At 64.4% G+C, this 15,976-nt stretch carries 14 protein-coding genes and 1 tRNA gene; 5 read left to right on the forward strand and 10 right to left on the reverse strand.

Annotated features, from left to right (window positions below; genetic code table 11):
• Positions 1-44 precede the first annotated feature (44 nt).
• The 3 genes from ACVJNE_RS12075 to ACVJNE_RS12085 are packed head-to-tail and all read right to left on the reverse strand — an operon-like array spanning position 45 to position 4,137.
• Positions 45-320: a hypothetical protein gene (locus tag ACVJNE_RS12075; protein ID WP_499565847.1), complete on the reverse strand. Its 276-nt coding sequence runs from the start codon at positions 318-320 to the stop codon at positions 45-47.
• A gap of 26 nt (positions 321-346) precedes the next feature.
• A complete protein-coding gene (gene mfd, locus ACVJNE_RS12080; protein ID WP_499565849.1) occupies positions 347-3,835 on the reverse strand; it encodes a transcription-repair coupling factor in 3,489 nt (1,162 codons plus the stop codon).
• A 14-nt stretch (positions 3,836-3,849) separates the two neighbouring features.
• Entirely contained in the window at positions 3,850-4,137 is a 288-nt protein-coding gene (locus tag ACVJNE_RS12085; protein WP_499565851.1) for an FAD assembly factor SdhE, read from the reverse strand.
• A gap of 113 nt (positions 4,138-4,250) precedes the next feature.
• On the opposite strand from ACVJNE_RS12085, the gene recG reads away from it, so the two are divergent.
• Complete coding sequence (gene recG / locus ACVJNE_RS12090) at positions 4,251-6,359, forward strand: ATP-dependent DNA helicase RecG (protein WP_499565964.1); 2,109 nt, start codon at positions 4,251-4,253, stop codon at positions 6,357-6,359.
• A gap of 264 nt (positions 6,360-6,623) precedes the next feature.
• Here recG and glmS read toward each other — a convergent pair whose 3' ends face one another.
• Positions 6,624-8,447 (reverse strand): glutamine--fructose-6-phosphate transaminase (isomerizing), encoded by a 1,824-nt coding sequence (gene glmS / locus ACVJNE_RS12095; RefSeq protein WP_499565853.1) that lies wholly within the window; start codon positions 8,445-8,447, stop codon positions 6,624-6,626.
• Between the two features lie 139 nt (positions 8,448-8,586).
• On the reverse strand, positions 8,587-9,936 hold the full coding sequence (gene glmU, locus ACVJNE_RS12100) for a bifunctional UDP-N-acetylglucosamine diphosphorylase/glucosamine-1-phosphate N-acetyltransferase GlmU (protein WP_499565855.1): 1,350 nt from the start codon (positions 9,934-9,936) through the stop codon (positions 8,587-8,589).
• A 134-nt stretch (positions 9,937-10,070) separates the two neighbouring features.
• On the opposite strand from glmU, the gene ACVJNE_RS12105 reads away from it, so the two are divergent.
• Positions 10,071-11,003 carry a DMT family transporter gene (locus ACVJNE_RS12105; RefSeq protein WP_499565857.1) on the forward strand — a complete coding sequence of 311 codons (933 nt, stop codon included), beginning with the start codon at positions 10,071-10,073 and terminating at the stop codon, positions 11,001-11,003.
• On the opposite strand, the gene ACVJNE_RS12110 is transcribed toward ACVJNE_RS12105, so the two are convergent.
• Positions 11,000-11,764 carry a cytochrome c biogenesis CcdA family protein gene (locus ACVJNE_RS12110; protein ID WP_499565859.1) on the reverse strand — a complete coding sequence of 255 codons (765 nt, stop codon included), beginning with the start codon at positions 11,762-11,764 and terminating at the stop codon, positions 11,000-11,002. The two genes, ACVJNE_RS12105 and ACVJNE_RS12110, sit on opposite strands and share 4 nt — an antisense overlap.
• A 248-nt stretch (positions 11,765-12,012) precedes the next feature.
• On the opposite strand from ACVJNE_RS12110, the gene ACVJNE_RS12115 reads away from it, so the two are divergent.
• Positions 12,013-12,228, forward strand: coding sequence for a hypothetical protein (locus tag ACVJNE_RS12115; RefSeq protein ID WP_499565861.1), 216 nt, complete (start codon positions 12,013-12,015; stop codon positions 12,226-12,228).
• Positions 12,229-12,237: 9 nt separating this feature from the next.
• Here the strand turns inward: ACVJNE_RS12115 and ACVJNE_RS12120 are convergent.
• A tRNA-Lys gene (locus tag ACVJNE_RS12120) sits at positions 12,238-12,313 on the reverse strand.
• Between the two features lie 194 nt (positions 12,314-12,507).
• On the opposite strand from ACVJNE_RS12120, the gene ACVJNE_RS12125 reads away from it, so the two are divergent.
• Together ACVJNE_RS12125 and ACVJNE_RS12130 are read left to right on the forward strand one after the other, a co-directional pair.
• Positions 12,508-12,807 (forward strand): XRE family transcriptional regulator, encoded by a 300-nt coding sequence (locus ACVJNE_RS12125; RefSeq protein WP_499565863.1) that lies wholly within the window; start codon positions 12,508-12,510, stop codon positions 12,805-12,807.
• 150 nt (positions 12,808-12,957) lie between these two features.
• A complete protein-coding gene (locus ACVJNE_RS12130) occupies positions 12,958-13,410 on the forward strand; it encodes a BA14K family protein (RefSeq protein WP_499565865.1) in 453 nt (150 codons plus the stop codon).
• A 60-nt stretch (positions 13,411-13,470) separates the two neighbouring features.
• Here the strand turns inward: ACVJNE_RS12130 and ACVJNE_RS12135 are convergent, their stop codons facing one another.
• From ACVJNE_RS12135 to ACVJNE_RS12145, 3 genes are read right to left on the reverse strand one after another with little or no spacing between them, the layout of a single operon-like run.
• Positions 13,471-14,199, reverse strand: a complete 729-nt coding sequence (locus ACVJNE_RS12135; RefSeq protein WP_499565867.1) for a proteasome-type protease — start codon at positions 14,197-14,199, stop codon at positions 13,471-13,473.
• A gap of 33 nt (positions 14,200-14,232) precedes the next feature.
• Positions 14,233-15,027 (reverse strand): transglutaminase family protein, encoded by a 795-nt coding sequence (locus ACVJNE_RS12140; RefSeq protein ID WP_499565869.1) that lies wholly within the window; start codon positions 15,025-15,027, stop codon positions 14,233-14,235.
• Positions 15,027-15,968 carry an alpha-E domain-containing protein gene (locus tag ACVJNE_RS12145; protein WP_173191083.1) on the reverse strand — a complete coding sequence of 314 codons (942 nt, stop codon included), beginning with the start codon at positions 15,966-15,968 and terminating at the stop codon, positions 15,027-15,029. Before ACVJNE_RS12145 ends, ACVJNE_RS12140 begins: the two co-directional genes overlap by 1 nt.
• Positions 15,969-15,976: the final 8 nt, after the last annotated feature.

The raw sequence follows: 15,976 nt of genomic DNA on the forward strand, positions 1-15,976 counted from the left end.
GAGGGTCTACCGGAGGATCATTATCCGCTTGCTCAGCCAAACGGTCACCAGTAGTCGAAACGACGATTAAGCTTAAATCGCCAAATAACAGCGATAAGAAATGAAATTACACAATAAATGACAAAAAAAGAGAAGAATGTTTCAATTTCTCCAAAATACAATATGTCAACTGACATGGCCACGACCGCAGCGAAGCGAAACCATTTAACATTTTGCTGATCGAATATCGAACTTCCGGTGATTTGATACGTCCGACGCTCGATAATCGCCGCCGCATTAACCAGCAAGCCAGCAAATATAAACAAACCAAACTCCAGCATAAGACGACCTCCCCGCCCACAACCTACTAGGCCGCCACCTTCTCCGCCAGTCGCGCGAGCTGCGTCATCACCACGGCCGATCCGGCCAGCCGCTTCTGTGCGGTCGGCCATTCGCGCATCAGCACGATCGAATGGTCGGGCCTGATCTTGGCCAGCGACCCCTGCTCGCCGATGAAGCGCACCAGCCCGGCCGGGTCGGGGAACGCCTTGTTGCGGAAGTGGATCACCACGCCCTTGGGCCCGGCGTCGAGCTTCTCGACATTGGCCTTGCGGCACAGCGCCTTGATGAAGACGATCTTGAGCAGATGGTCGACCTCTTCGGGAAGCGGGCCGAAGCGGTCGATGAGTTCCGCCCCGAACCCGTCGATCTCCTCCGGCGTCTCCAGATCGGCGAGCCGGCGATAGAGCGCGAGGCGAAGCTGAAGGTCCGGTACGTAGCCTTCGGGGATCATCACCGAGGTACCGATGGCGATCTGCGGCGACCAGCTTCCGTCGGCGACCTCGCCCGTGCCGCGCAGCTCCGCGACGGCCTCCTCCAGCATCTGCTGGTAGAGCTCGAAGCCGACTTCCTTGATGTGGCCCGACTGCTCCTCCCCCAGCAGGTTGCCGGCGCCGCGAATGTCGAGGTCGTGGCTGGCAAGCTGGAAGCCGGCGCCAAGTGTGTCCAGCGACTGCAGCACCTTGAGCCGGCGTTCGGCAAGCTGCGTCAGCGTCCGGTTGGCCGGCAGCGTGAACAGCGCATAGGCGCGCAGCTTCGAGCGGCCGACACGACCGCGCAACTGGTAGAGCTGCGCCAGTCCGAACATGTCGGCGCGGTGCACGATCAACGTGTTGGCCGTCGGGATGTCGAGGCCGGATTCGACGATGGTGGTCGACAGGAGCACGTCGTACTGCCCGTCGTAGAAGGCGTTCATGATGTCGTCGAGCTCGCCCGCCGGCATCTGGCCGTGCGCGGTCGCGACCTTCAGCTCCGGCACCTGCTCCTCCAGAAACTGCCGCACCTCGGTGAGATCGGAGATGCGCGGCACCACATAGAAGCTCTGGCCACCGCGATAGCGCTCGCGCAGCAGCGTCTCGCGGATCACCAGCGGATCGAAAGGCGAGATGAAGGTGCGCACCGCCATGCGGTCCACCGGCGGCGTGGTAATCAGCGACAGTTCCCGCACGCCCGTCAGCGCAAGCTGCAGCGTGCGCGGGATCGGCGTCGCCGAAAGGGTGAGCACATGTACGTCGCTCTTCAGCTCCTTCAGCCGCTCCTTGTGCTTGACGCCGAAATGTTGCTCCTCGTCGACGATCAGCAGGCCAAGATTCTTGAACGTGATCGATGACCCCAGCAGCGCGTGGGTGCCGACCACGATGTCGACCGTGCCGTCGGTGATGCCCTTCTTCGTCTCGGCCAGTTCCTTGGAGCCGACCAGCCGCGAAGCCTGCCGCACTTTGACTGGCAGGCCGGAAAAGCGCTGGCTGAAGGTGCGGAAGTGCTGGCGGGCCAGAAGCGTCGTCGGCACCACCACCGCCACCTGGAACCCTTCCATAGCGGCGAGGAAGGCGGCGCGCAGCGCAACCTCGGTCTTGCCGAAGCCCACGTCGCCGCAAATCAGCCGGTCCATCGGCCGGCCGGCCGCCAGATCGTCGCTGACGGCATCGATCGCCGCCTGCTGGTCGTCCGTCTCATCATAGGGGAAGCGCGCGGCGAACTCGCCATAGAGCCCGTCGGGCGGCGTGATCACCGGCGCCGGCCGCATCTGGCGCTCGGCGGCGAGATTGATGAGCTGCCCGGCCATTTCCAGCAGGCGGCGCTTCAGCTTGGCCTTGCGCGACTGCCAGGCAACGCCGCCCAGCTTGTCGAGCACAGTCTCGGCGGCATCCGATCCGTACCGCGACAGAAGTTCGATATTCTCGACCGGCAGGAAAAGCCGGTCGTCGCCCGCATAGCGGATTTCGAGGCAATCGTGCGGCGCGCCGGCAGCCTCGATGGTGCGCAGGCCCACGAACCGGCCGATGCCATGGTCCGCATGCACGACGATGTCGCCGGCAGACAGTGCGGCAACTTCCGCAATGAAATCAGACGCCTTGCGCCGCTTCTTGCTGCGCCGAATCAGCCTGTCGCCGAGAATGTCCTGTTCCGCGACGACGACGAGCGGCTCCGTTTCGAAACCCGCTTCGAGCGGCAACACGACAAGGCCGGCCTCGCCCGGCTTGAGCTTCGCGGCTTCCGCAAGCGATCCGACGCGCTTCAGGTTTTCAAGCTGGTGTTCGGCAAGGATCTGGGTCAGCCGGTCGAGCGAGCCCTCGCTCCAGCCCGCCACCAGCACGCGGCGTCCCGCGGCGCGCAAGGACGCAATATGGCGAACGGCGTGGTCGAACACGTTCGCCTTGGGGTCGGCGCGCTCCTCGGCAAAGTTCCGGCCGCCATGCGCGCCGGCGTGGCGCAGCGTGCGGCCACTCGTCTCCGGCACCTCGAACGGGGTGAACTCCGCGGATCGGCGGCTGGCGGTGCGGCCCGAAACCTCGTCCGGCGTCAGGTAGAGCAGTTCCGGCCTCACCGGCTTGTAGGGCACGGCCTCGCCCATGCCGGCGGCCGGCTGGCGCACGCGCGCCTCGTAATGGTCCTCGATCAGCGCATGGCGCTCGCCGATCGCCTCGCGCGTCAGATGGTCGAAGACGACCGGCACGTCAGGTAGATAGTCGAACACCGTGTCGAGCCGTTCGTAGAACAGCGGCAGCCAGTGCTCCATGCCGGCAAAGCGCCGGCCCTCGCTGACCGCCGCATAGAGCGCGTCGTCGCGCGAGGGCGCGCCGAAGGCCTCGATATAGGCGCGGCGGAAGCGGCTGATCGTGTCGGGCGTCAGCGTCACCTCGCTCATCGGCTTGAGCGTCAGCGACGGGCGCTGGCCGGTCGTGCGCTGGCTCGCCACGTCGAAGGCGCGGATCGATTCCAGCGTGTCGCCGAAGAAATCCAGCCGCAGCGGATCGTCGCCCGGCGCGTAGAGATCGAGAATGCCGCCGCGCACGGCGAACTCGCCGACATCGCGCACGGTCGGAACGCGCTCGAAACCGCTGGTTTCCAGCCGGGCGGCAAGCTCGTTCATGTCCACCTGGTTGCCCGGCTTCGCCACGAAACTCTGCGCAGCGATCGCATCCGCGGGCGGCATGCGCTGCAAAAGCGCGTTGGCGCTCACCAGGATCACCGCACGATGAGGCTTCTCGGCCAGTGCCGCCATCGCGGCCATGGCGTCGAGCCGCCGCGCGGCGGCGTCTGAACCCGGCGAAACGCGGTCATAGGGCAGGCAGTCCCACGCAGGCAGTTCGAGAACAGGCAAGTCTGGCGCGACGAAAGCGAGCGTTTCGGCAATGGCTGGCAGCCGTTGCCCGTCGCGAACGACGAAGACCAGCGGTTGCTCGCCCAGCCCGGCGGCAACCGCCGCCAGCGCGAAGGCTTCGTATCCGTCGGCAACGCCGTCGACGACGGTGGGGCCGTCCTGCGCAAGGCGGATGGGGTCGATAAGGCTCATGGTTCGGTCGTCACTCAGGCAAGCGGCGCTTCGCGGTATGTCAGGATTTTCGCGAACACCTCGTTGTCGTGGCGGGTTGGCACGGCGGCCTCGCCCGTCACCCATTTCAGAATATCGGCATCGGGCTCCGCCATCAGCGCCTCATAGGCCGTCAGCTCGCCGTCGCTAAGCCGGCCGATCTCGCCGTCTGCGAAGCTGCCGAGGATCAGGTCGACCTCGCGCATGCCCCGGTGCCAGGAGCGGAAAAGCGCCTTGCGGCGGCGGATGTCGAGATCGGCGCTGGACCGCGTGGTTCCGGTCATGATCGGGAAAACCCCAAGGGTCTGTGGAAAGCCATGGATGAATGGCGCATATAGCGGCTGGCGACGCCAATGTCAGCCTTTGCGGACACGGTCTGCCGACATATGGTCGGCCGATGCGCCCTTCCCTGCTCGATCCGCTGTTTGCTCCCGTCACCACGCTCGACGGCGTCGGCCCGAAAGTGGCCGGCCTGATCGCCAATGTGGTGCCGATGGATACGGGCGGGCGCGAGGCGCGCGTCGGCGACCTGCTGTTCGTGCTGCCGCATTCGATGATCGACCGGCGCACGCGCTATCTGATCGCCGATGCGCCGGAGAGCGTCGTGGTCACTTTGGAGGTGACGATCGGCCGGCACCAACCGCCCCCGCGCGGCAACCGCTCGGTGCCTTATCGCGTCTATGCCTATGACGAGAGCGACGAGATCGCGCTGACCTTCTTCCACGCCCGGCAGGAGTGGCTGGCAAAAGCCCTGCCGGAAGGCGAGCGCATGCTGGTTTCCGGCCGGATGGAGTGGTTCAACGGCCGCCCCTCCATGGTCCATCCGGACCACATGGTGCCCGTGGCGCGCGTGGACGAGCTGCCGCTGGTGGAACCCGTCTATCCGCTGACCGCCGGGCTTTCCGGCAAGGTGCTGCGTCGTGCGATCCTCGGTTCGGTCGCCCGCCTGCCCGACCTGCCGGAATGGCTGGATGGCGAGCTGATGCGGCGGCACAGTTTTCCGGCCATTCGCATGGCGCTGCACCGGCTGCACGAACCCGCCGACCCGCTCGACATTTCACCGGAAGGCGCTGCCTGGCGGCGTCTCGCCTATGACGAACTGTTGGCCGGGCAACTCGCGCTGGCGCTCGTTCGGGCCCGCATCAGGCGGACGACGGGCCGGCCACTCGTCGGCGATGGCAGGCTCGAGGCGGCGATCCGCGCCGCACTGCCCTATTCGCTCACCGGCTCGCAGGAAGCAGCGCTTGAGGAAATCCACACTGATCTCGCCTCGCCCGACCGGATGCTGCGCCTGCTGCAGGGCGACGTCGGCTCCGGCAAGACGGTCGTCGCCCTGCTCGCCATGGCGCGGGCGGCCGAAGCAGGCGGACAGGCGGCGCTCATGGCCCCGACGGAAATCCTTGCGCGCCAGCATCTCGTCACCATCGCGCCGCTTGCCGCGCGCGCCGGCTTGCGCGCCGTCGTGCTGACTGGTCGCGAAAAGGGTCGCGAGAGGGCCGAAATCCTCGCAGGCATCGCATCGGGTGCAATCCATTTCGTGCTGGGCACCCACGCCCTGTTCCAGGAAAGCGTCGTCTTCCACGATCTCGCGCTGGCGATCATCGACGAACAGCATCGGTTCGGCGTCCACCAGCGTCTGGCGATCTCAGCCAAGGGCGAGGCCGTCGACATGCTGGTGATGACCGCGACGCCCATCCCGCGCACGCTGGTGCTCACCGCCTTCGGCGATATGGACGTGTCGCGGCTCACCGAAAAGCCGGCCGGCCGCCGGCCGATCCAGACGGTGACGCTGCCGCTTGAGCGGCTCGGCGAACTGGTGGAGCGCATGCGAAAGGCCGTTGCCGAGGGCCAGAAGGTCTACTGGATCTGCCCGCTGGTGGAAGAATCCGAGGACGTGAAGCTGATGTCGGCGGAAGACCGCTTTGCCAGCTTGCAGCCGGTCTTCGGGAAAAAAGTCGGCCTGATCCATGGCCGCATGAACGGCCGCGACAAGGACGAGGCCATGCGCGCCTTCAAGGAAGGCGAAACAAGGCTTCTGGTCGGCACGACGGTGGTCGAGGTGGGCGTGGACGTTCCGGACGCCACCATCATCGTCATCGAGCACGCCGAGCGCTTCGGCCTCGCGCAACTGCACCAGTTGCGGGGCCGGGTCGGGCGCGGCGACAAGCCGTCGACCTGCGTGCTTCTCTACAAGGAGCCGCTCGGCCTCGTCGCCAAGCAGCGCCTGTCGGTGATGCGCGAAACGGAAGATGGGTTCCGCATCGCGGAGGAAGACCTGAAGCTGCGCGGCGAAGGCGAGTTGCTCGGAACCCGCCAGTCGGGAACGCCGGGTTTCCGCGTGGCGCGGCTCGACCACCATTCCGACCTGCTGGAGATCGCGCGCGACGACGCGCGCCTCATGCTGGAGCGCGATCCCGACCTGCGCTCACCTCGCGGCGAAGCGCTACGTGTCCTGCTCTACCTCTACGGCCGCGACGACGCCGTGCGCCTGCTGCGGGCTGGGTAGTTCCGTCGATTTCCGTGCCCTGAAAGATCTCGTGCGTCCTTCGAGGCTCGCTTCGCTCGCACCTCAGGATGAGGGCGCTGGTGCAGTCGAGCCCATGACCGGCGAGCTCCACCCTCACATTAGGAGGGGCGATGTCGTGCATCGAGCCCACTGCGTCGCGTGATCGAGCGCCAACCTCCCTCATCCTGAGGTGCGAGCCCGCAACACCGCTTGCAGGTTCGCTACAACCTTTTGAGGGCGAGCCTCGAAGGACGCACCCTTTCCCTACTCCACCGTCACCGACTTGGCGAGGTTGCGCGGCTGGTCGACGTCGGTGCCCATGAACACGGCCGTGTAATAGGCCAGCATCTGGATCGGCAGCGAATAGACGATCGGCGAGATGATCTCGGGCACGTCGGGCACGATGATGGTGTCGAGCGTGTCGATCGTCGAGTGCTTCGCGCCCTTGGCATCGGTAATCAGGATGATCTTGCCGCCGCGTGCCGCCACCTCCTGCATGTTCGACACGGTCTTTTCAAAAATGCGGTCATGCGGCGCGATCACGATCACCGGCATCTGCTCGTCGATCAGCGCGATCGGCCCGTGCTTGAGCTCGCCGGCCGCATAGCCCTCGGCGTGGATGTAGGAGATTTCCTTGAGCTTGAGCGCGCCTTCCATCGCCAGCGGATAGTTGGTGTCGCGGCCAAGGTAGAGCACGTGCTTGTAGTGCGAGAGGTCGCGCGCCAGCTTTTCGATCTGCCCGGCGAGCTTCAGCGTCTGGTTGGCAAGCTTCGGCGCCTCCGAAAGCTGGCGCACCAGCAGCTTCTCGCCCTCGGCGTCAACCTCGCCGCGCGCGGCCGCCGCCTTGACGGCCAGTGAGGCCAGCACTGAAAGCTGACAGGTGAACGCCTTGGTCGAAGCGACGCCGATCTCGGGGCCTGCCAGCGTCGGGAAGATGCCGTCGGACTCGCGCGCGATGGTGGATTCGCGCACATTGACGATCGCGCCGATCGGCAGGCCCTCCTGCCGGCAATAGCGTAGCGAGGCCAGAGTGTCGGCGGTCTCGCCCGACTGCGAGATGAAGAGTGCCCCGCTCTGCTTCGACAGCGGCATTTCGCGGTAGCGGAACTCCGAGGCGATATCGATGTCGACCGGCAGGCGCGCATGGCGCTCGAACCAGTATTTGCCGATCAGCCCCGCCAGATAGGCGGTGCCGCAGGCGGAGATGGCGAGGCGATCGATCTTGCCGAAATCGAACGGCGTCTCGAAATCCTTGGCAACACCGTTGGCGAAGTCGAGATAATGCGCCAGCGTGTGGGAAACCACCTCCGGCTGCTCGTAGATCTCCTTCTCCATGAAGTGGCGATAGTTGCCCTTGTCGACGAGATAGCTGCTGCCAATGGATTGCTGGCGCTTGCGGTCGACCGGGTTGCCTTCGATGTCGAAGATTTCCATTCCGCCGCGGCGCACGACCGCCCAGTCGCCGTCTTCCAGATAGGTGATGGCGTTGGTGAAGGGAGCGAGCGCGATGGCGTCTGAGCCCAGATACATCTCACCCTCGCCGTGGCCGACGGCCAGCGGCGGGCCGTTGCGCGCGCCGATGATCATGTCTTCGTCGCCCCGGAACATGATGGCGAGCGCGAAGGCGCCTTCGAGCTGCTTCAGCGCGTTGTGCGCGGCCTCGACGGGGCCGAGCCCCTTCGCCAGCTCCCTCGAGACCAGATGCGCCACGACCTCGGTGTCGGTCTGCGAGGCGAATTCATAGCCGTCGGCGATCAGCGAAGACCGCAGCTCTGCGAAGTTCTCGATGATGCCGTTGTGGACGATGGCGACATCGTTGGAGAAATGCGGATGTGCGTTGGTCTCGTTCGGCACGCCGTGGGTGGCCCAGCGCGTGTGGCCGATGCCGATCGTGCCGTCGAGCGGCTCATCGCCCAGTCGCTTCTCCAGGTTGACGAGCTTGCCCTCGGCCCGGCGGCGACCCAGCCGTCCGTGGTCAATTGTCGCCACGCCCGCGGAATCGTACCCGCGATATTCCAGCCGCTTGAGCGCGTCGACAATCAGCGGCGCAACGGGCGCGCGCCCGACGATCCCAACGATTCCGCACATCTTTCCAAACCCTTCCCGTTCCGCCCCGATCCGCCGGATTGATAGTGTTCCGGAGACTTACGCAGAAATCACATATGGTTTCAGTTCATATCCCATAAATGCAGCAGACGCCGCCTACAACAAAGGCCTGACGATACGGTTACTTGCCCGCCTGGGCCGCCAGCTTCTCGCGCAGCCGGCGGCCTAACCCTTCCTTGTTCTCCTGCCGCGCGCGGCCGAAGGCAAGGGCATCGTCGGGCACGTTCGCCGTAATCACGCTGCCGGAAGCGATGTAGGCCCCCTCGCCAATGGTCACCGGTGCGACCAAGGAGGTATTCGTTCCCACGAATGCGCCGGCCCCGATCTCCGTATGGTGCTTGGCATAGCCGTCATAGTTGCAGGTGATCGTGCCGGCGCCGAGATTGGCCTTGGCGCCGACATGGGCGTCGCCGACATAGGAGAGGTGGTTAACCTTGGCGCCCGCGTCGACGACCGCGTTCTTCACCTCGCAGAAATTGCCGACCTTGGCCTTGGTGCCGATCTGTGCGCCGGGGCGCAGCCGCGCAAACGGGCCGATTTCGGCATTCTCGCCGACGATCGCCTTCTCAAGATGCGAAAAGGCGCGGACGCGCGCGCCGGCGGAAACCTTGACCCCCGGACCGAAGAACACGTTCGGCTCCAGCACCGCGTCCGGCGCGATCTCGGTGTCGTGGGAAAGATGCACGCTGTCGGGGTCGAGCATCGACACGCCGTCCAGCATCATCTCCCGCCGCCGCCGGCGCTGCCAGATCGCCTCGGCCTCGGAGAGTTCGAGCCGGTTGTTGATGCCGAGCACGTTTTCGTAGGGCGCTTCCGTCGCCGCCACCTTCAGCCCCTGCCCCGCGGCGATCTCGACGATGTCGGTCAGGTAATACTCGCCCTTGGCGTTGTCGTTCTTCACCGCGTCGAGAAGCGGCAGCGCATGCACGCCGGCAATCGCCATCAGGCCGCCATTGCAGAAATCGATGGTGCGCTCGGCAGCGCTCGCGTCGCGTTCCTCGCGAATCGCGACCAGCGCGCCGTTCTCCTCGATCAGCCTTCCGTAGCCGGTCGGGTCCGGCGCACGGAAACCCATGACGACGACCGCCGCGCCCTTGGCCAGTTCCGCGCGCAGGTCCGCAAGTGCCTCGGCCTGAACCAGCGGCGTGTCGCCGAAGACGACGAGGACGTCGTCATAACCGCGCGCGATCTTTTCGCGGGCCGCCAACACCGCATGCGCCGTGCCCAGCCGCTCGGACTGCAGGAAAACCTCTGCCTCCGGCGCAAAAGGCAGCACCGCCTCGCGCACCGTGTCCGCCTCGCGTCCGACCACGACCGCCACCTCGGTCGCCTCGTCGCGCCTCGCCGCCTTGACGACATGCGCCACCATCGGCAGCCCGGCGATCGGATGCAGCACCTTGGGCAGTGCGCTCTTCATACGGGTTCCTTCACCGGCGGCGAGAATGACGGACAGGCACGTTCTTTGGCTCATTGAGGCGTTCCGGCTTATCGATTGAACGGGAATCCGATCCTCTGTAACACCACGATCGGCCCGCTCCAATCCTCCCGGTTCGTTGCCAGACGATGCAACGGCGGCGAATGAACTCCAGCTACCGGAATCATGCCTTGACCGACAACACCTCCCGCATGACCCGGCTTGCATTGCCGATCATGTTGCTCGCGCCGCTGTTCTTCTCGAGCAATCTGGTCTTCGGCCGAGGCACGATCGGCGAAGTCTCGCCTTTCATGCTGGCCTTCCTGCGTTGGCTGGCGGTAGCCTTGGCACTCTCCCCCTTCATGCTGCGGGAACGGACGGTTATCGGCAGCATGGTGCGCACACATTGGAAAACGCTGGCGCTGCTCGCCTTCCTGGGCATGTGCGTATGCGGCGCCGGGGTCTATCTCGCGCTTCGGTGGACCTCGGCCACCAACGGCACGCTGATCTACACGACCTCGCCTGTCATCATCCTGCTTCTGGAGGCCATGTTCAGGGGCCGGCGAATCGGCCTGCGCGAAGGCATCGGTTCCCTCATCGCCTTTGTCGGCATCGCAACCATCGTGCTGCGCGGCGACCCGCTGGCGCTGTTCTCGCTCGACTTCAATCTCGGCGACCTGCTGTTCGTGGCCGCGGCAATCGCCTGGGCGACCTATTCGATCATTTATCGCGCGCCCTACCTTCAGCGCCTTTCCAATGCCGCGCTTCTGGGCCTGCTTGCGGCAATTGGGGCCACGCTTCTCCTGCCGGCTGCGGCACTCGAGTGGTTCAACGGCGCAGCAATCCCTTCCACCGGCTCGGCCTGGGGCGGCATCGCCGGCATCGTCGTCTTCGCCTCCCTGCTCGCGTTCTCCAGCTTCCAGTTCGGCCTGCGCCAGCTCGGGCCTTCGCTCACCGGCGTCTTCATGTACCTGATGCCGCCCTACGGCGTGCTCATGGCCGTGGGTTTGCTGGGCGAAAGGCTGGAGGCGTTCCACATCGCCGGCATCGCATTGGTCATGGCCGGCATCGTGCTTGCCACCTTTCCGGTGGCATGGCTGCGCGAAAGGCTGCGGCGCGATTAGCCCAGCGTGCCGAGCGTCGGGAAGGTTTCCAGCAGCCAGTAGGATGCAGCCTGGATGCCGCCGGTCAGGAACAGCACGCCGGCGATGACGAGCAGCGCGCCCATCACCTTCTCGACACGGCCGAGATGCATGCGGAAGCGCCCCAGAAACCGCATGAACGCACCGGAAAACAGCGCTGCCAGCAGAAACGGGATGCCGAGGCCCAGCGAATAGGCCGCGAGAAGCAGGGCGCCCTCGCCGACCGTATCGCGGCCGCCGGCAAGCGTCAGGATCGGGCCCAGAACGGGGCCAATGCAAGGCGTCCAGCCAAATGCGAAGGCAAGGCCCATCACATAGGCCGCAGCCATGCTTGCGGGCTTGCCGCCGGGCTGGAAACGCGCTTCCCGCGACAGCAAGGGAATGCGGATCAGCCCGAGGAAATTGAGCCCCATGACGATGATGAGCACGCCCGCCACCATCGCCAGTTCCTGCTGCCACACGCGCAGCAGTCCGCCGATCGTCGACGCCCCCGCGCCGAGCGCCACGAAGACGGTGGTGAACCCCAGCACGAAAGCGAAAGAGGCGTTCATCAGCGCTAGGCGCGCCGGACTTGCCGCAACGGTCGCAGCGCTGCCGGATGTCGTATCGCTGGCCCGGAAGTCGTCCATCGAAACCCCAGCCATGTAGCAGAGATAGGGCGGCACCAGAGGTAAGACGCATGGCGACAGGAACGAGATCGCGCCTGCTCCGACAGCGCTGAGGTAGCCGACGTCCACTGCCATGTGATTCAAATCCGTGCCTGTTCGATTTCGGCATCGATATAGACGCTGGGGCGCGCGGGCTCCAATCATCAAAACGTGTCAAACGGTCGCTGGCGGCTTGCGCCACCCGGCCACAGACCGTGATCGACGGCGACATCCTGCACGTTTTGCGCGCCTTTTTGTCCCAAAACAGGACAAATATGCGCAGTCGTTAACGCTTCAGAAACCCTGACGCTGCGATAGGCCCCGTCGCAAATGCGGGAGACGGGATGCTTTCTCAGGACAACCATCGCTTCGAATGCGTCGAGGAACCATTTGGCACCTGGATGATCTGGGACAATGCTCATGACCGTCCGGCTGAACTCGGCGCTCTCGCCCTGATCGGTTTGTCATACGGTTCCGCGAGCACGCTTTGCCTCAAGCTCAACGATCCTGATGGCGGACCTGCTGCAGTGGAAGCCGAACGGAATCTTGGAAATCTCTAGGCGATTGTCTGGTGAGCGCGCAGGGGCTCGAACCCTGGACCTACTGATTAAAAGTCAGTTGCTCTACCAACTGAGCTACGCGCTCCCGTGGCGCGCCCGAAGCGGCCTGGAAATTGCGCGCGAACATAGGGAGCGCGCCTGACGCGGTCAACCGCAAAAACAAGCGTCCAACGACGGGTGAAGCCCGGACTTGTCTGCTGCCTCAATTGGCCAGATCGTCGCGTTGCAGCCCGTCTTGCCCGTTGATACGATCTCGTGTCCCGAACTCTCGGAAAGGTGATGAAATTACTGCCAGCCCAATGCCGCGCCGGCCGCGCGCTGATCGAATGGACGGTCGAGGATTTGGCTCGAGTCTCGGAGGTGCCGGCCGCTGCGATCGTCGACTTCGAGACAGACCGTATGACAGTCGAGCCGGCGCTGGTCGAGGCCATGGCATCAGCGCTCGAGCATGGCGGCGTCCGCCTCATCCCGGAAAACGGCGGCGGAGCCGGCGTGCGGCTCAAGTTCACCAGGTCCGAAGTGGCGCGCATTGCAACGCTGGAGACCGAAGGCGGCATCATCGCGGAAGATGACGTTTGATGCTACTTCACTTGGTGTGCGACTAATACAACTGCGTAGCTTGTAGATGCTTGTAAAGGCGCTTAACCTACCGGAACGTTCCGGTCTGATAATCGTTAAAATCCTTGAAGGGATTGGAACGCACGATTCTTGGACGCAAGGAGACTCGGCATGTTAAAGATCGTTTCCAGTATCTGCGCTGCGGCGATGGCGCTTTCGGTGCCGTTCGTCGCGCCTGCGACCGCGGCGATGCCCTCGCCGGCACCCGCATGGGAAAGACTGGGCCCGACTGAAGTTCAGTACCGTGAGCGCTACCGGGATGGGTATCGTCACCATTATCGCGGCGACCGGCGCGGCTATTATAGAGGCCATCGCGGCTACCGCGCTCGCAGGCCGGGTTATCGCTATCACAACGGCTATTGGTTCCCGCCGGCAGCGTTTATCGCGGGCGCCATCATCGGTGGCGCGATCGCTGCACAGGAGCCGCCAATTCGTTATCGCCCACGCGGCGGCAATGCCCATGTCGAGTGGTGTTATTCGCGCTATCGGTCCTACCGGGCCTATGACAATACGTTCCAGCCTTATAACGGACCGCGCCGCCAGTGCCGCTCGCCTTACGGCTGATCCAGCGGCATAAACAAAAGGGCCCGCCAAGCGGGCCCTTTTTATTCCGATCAGGTCGGCTTACGGCTTGAAATCGGGCAAGCTCTTGAAGGCCGATTTCAGAGCATCCGACCAACCATCGGAAATCTCCCGATAATAAGCGTCGTCGGAGCCGATGCGCTTTCTGTAGGTCACTTCGAAAGTGTCACGCTCGTAGAATAGAAGATCGAGCGGCAGGCCCACCGACAGGTTCGACTTCACGGTTGAATCGAAGGATACCATCAGCAGTTTGACGGTTTCTGCAAACGTCATAGACGGATCATAGGCGCGCACGAGGATCGGCTTGCCGTATTTCGTCTCGCCGATCTGGAAGAACGGCGTGTCGTCGCTCACCTCTATGAAGTTGCCTTCCGGATAGACCATGAAAAGCCGCGGCTCGGTCCCCTTGATCTGCCCGCCCAGAATGAAGGATGCGCCGAACGCGTCGGCACTCTGGCCGACCGGGGCGGAACTGGAGATCACCTCCTTCACCGTATCGCCGATCAGCCGCGCGGTCTGGTACATCGACGGCGTCTTGAGGATCGACGGTTCCCGGTCCTCCGGCGCCTTGGAGCGCTCGTCGAGCAGGCTCACAACCGCCTGCGTGGTGGCCAGGTTTCCGGCCGCGAGCAGTACCAGCACCCGTTCGCCCGGTGTCTCCCACGTGTACATCTTGCGGAAGGTCGAGATCGAGTCGACCCCGGCATTGGTGCGCGTGTCCGACATGAAGACGAGACCGCGGTCGATCTTGAGGCCTACGCAATAGGTCATGAATCAGGCACTTCGGAGTTTCAGCAAACCTGATTACTGCTCGACAGTGATGTGAACTTCAAGCCGTTCCTGCGCCTGGCCCAGCCTTATGCCCGAAACCGGCATCGCGTCGCGGTAGTCGCGTCCGGTCGCAAGTCGCACATATCGCCCATCGGGCGCGATGCCGTTGGAAATGTCGAAGCCGACCCAGCCGAGCCCCGGCAGATGCGCTTCCGCCCAGGCGTGGGTCGCAACCTGCTCCACGGTATCGTCGAGCCGCAGGTATCCGCTCACATATCGGGCCGGAAAGCCGAGGCTGCGCGCCGCTGCCAGGAATATATGCGAGTGATCCTGGCAGACGCCCTCGCCCTGCATGACCGCATCCTCGGCGCTGGTCGCCGCATCGGTTGCGCCGACCGTATAGGCGACCCTCTCGCGGATCGCGCCGGACAGCGCGTGCATCCGGCTGAGATCGTCTCCGCCCTCGATGCTGCGAGCGATCTCCCCGATTAGCGGACCGGCCGTCGTCAGCGAGGTCGGGCGCTCGAATAGCCACAAGGGCGCGAAGCCGGTATGGGGGCCGGTGACACCGGCCGTGTCGCGCACCTCCACCTCCCCGCTCGCCGTGATCTCGATCGCCTGCGCTTCGCCGGAAACGCTGAGCAGGCGCGTGTCGTTGCCGAACTGGTCGTGGAAGCGCACCTCCTCGTTCGCGCCTTCGACCTCTACCGTCCATGACACGACCGTCTGCGTGGAGCCGCTGAGGGGCTGCAGCCGCACGCGCTGCAACGCATAGGGCACGGGCGCGTCGTAGGAATAAACCGTGCGATGGGAAATCTTCAGCGGCATCAGAAGAACCGGTAATTCTCGGCAACCTCGTTGCCCAGCCTGTTGTTGCTAATAATGAAGTCACTCAGGAATTCATGCAGCCCGCCGTCGAAGATCGATGCGATGCTGCCGGGCTTGAGCTTCGCCCTGATGCCTGCGAGCGTGCCATGGCAGTCATGCTGTTGGCCATAGTCTTCGGCAAGGAAATCAAGGCTCTCCGCGATCATATGGTAGCAATAGGCGAGCGAGCGTGGCATGCGTCGGTTGAGGATGAGGAAGTCGGCGATGTTTGTCGCCTTGTAGTCGGCTTCATAGACCCAGCGATAGGACCGGTGCGCCGAGACCGAACGCAGGATCGATTCCCACTGATAGTTGTCCAGCGACGAGCCGACCCACGAAATCGACGGCAGCAGCACGTAATATTTGACGTCGAGGATGCGGGCAGTGTTGTCGGCCCGCTCGACATAGATGCCGAGCTGGGCGAAGTCGAAGATCTCGTTGCGCAGCATCGTGCCGTGGAAGGCGCCGCGGATCAGCGCCGTCTCACGCTTGATGGCGTCGAGGATCTTGGGCAGTTCGCGCTGGTCGATCGGTGCAGCCAGCATGCGCCGGCATGTCATCCACGCTTCGTTGATGCTTTCCCAGGTTTCCCGCGTCAGTGCGGTACGCACCATGCGCGCATTGGTGCGCGCCGTCTCGATGGACGAGAGCACGCTCGACGGGTTGGTCACGTCCCGCAGCAGGAAGTCGGAGACGGTATCTGCGGTATATTCGCCGTGACGCTCCCGAAACGCCTGGTCGGCGCCAGCGCTCATCACGACCGACGCCCACTCGTCGGCCGAAGAGTCGGTGCGTGTCAGCGCCAGCCGCAGCCCGGCGTCGACGATGCGCGCCATGTTCTCGACCCGCTCGATATAGCGCGTCATCCAGTAGAGGCCGTTTGCGGTGCGACCGAGCAGCACTGTCAGGC

It is taken from the genome of Mesorhizobium sp. DxT (genome assembly GCF_058448885.1).

What these genes read in the sequence shown, in the direction of transcription:
- glmS (WP_499565853.1), bottom strand. Translation starts at nt 8,447, where the DNA reads ATGTGCGGAATCGTTGGGATCGTCGGGCGCGCGCCCGTTGCGCCGCTG.
- ACVJNE_RS12085 (WP_499565851.1), bottom strand. Translation starts at nt 4,137, where the DNA reads ATGACCGGAACCACGCGGTCCAGCGCCGATCTCGACATCCGCCGCCGC.
- ACVJNE_RS12110 (WP_499565859.1), bottom strand. Translation starts at nt 11,764, where the DNA reads ATGGCAGTGGACGTCGGCTACCTCAGCGCTGTCGGAGCAGGCGCGATC.
- ACVJNE_RS12125 (WP_499565863.1), top strand. Translation starts at nt 12,508, where the DNA reads ATGAAATTACTGCCAGCCCAATGCCGCGCCGGCCGCGCGCTGATCGAA.
- ACVJNE_RS12140 (WP_499565869.1), bottom strand. Translation starts at nt 15,027, where the DNA reads ATGCCGCTGAAGATTTCCCATCGCACGGTTTATTCCTACGACGCGCCC.
- glmU (WP_499565855.1), bottom strand. Translation starts at nt 9,936, where the DNA reads ATGAGCCAAAGAACGTGCCTGTCCGTCATTCTCGCCGCCGGTGAAGGA.
- recG (WP_499565964.1), top strand. Translation starts at nt 4,251, where the DNA reads ATGCGCCCTTCCCTGCTCGATCCGCTGTTTGCTCCCGTCACCACGCTC.
- ACVJNE_RS12135 (WP_499565867.1), bottom strand. Translation starts at nt 14,199, where the DNA reads ATGACCTATTGCGTAGGCCTCAAGATCGACCGCGGTCTCGTCTTCATG.
- ACVJNE_RS12115 (WP_499565861.1), top strand. Translation starts at nt 12,013, where the DNA reads ATGCTTTCTCAGGACAACCATCGCTTCGAATGCGTCGAGGAACCATTT.
- ACVJNE_RS12075 (WP_499565847.1), bottom strand. Translation starts at nt 320, where the DNA reads ATGCTGGAGTTTGGTTTGTTTATATTTGCTGGCTTGCTGGTTAATGCG.
- ACVJNE_RS12130 (WP_499565865.1), top strand. Translation starts at nt 12,958, where the DNA reads ATGTTAAAGATCGTTTCCAGTATCTGCGCTGCGGCGATGGCGCTTTCG.
- mfd (WP_499565849.1), bottom strand. Translation starts at nt 3,835, where the DNA reads ATGAGCCTTATCGACCCCATCCGCCTTGCGCAGGACGGCCCCACCGTC.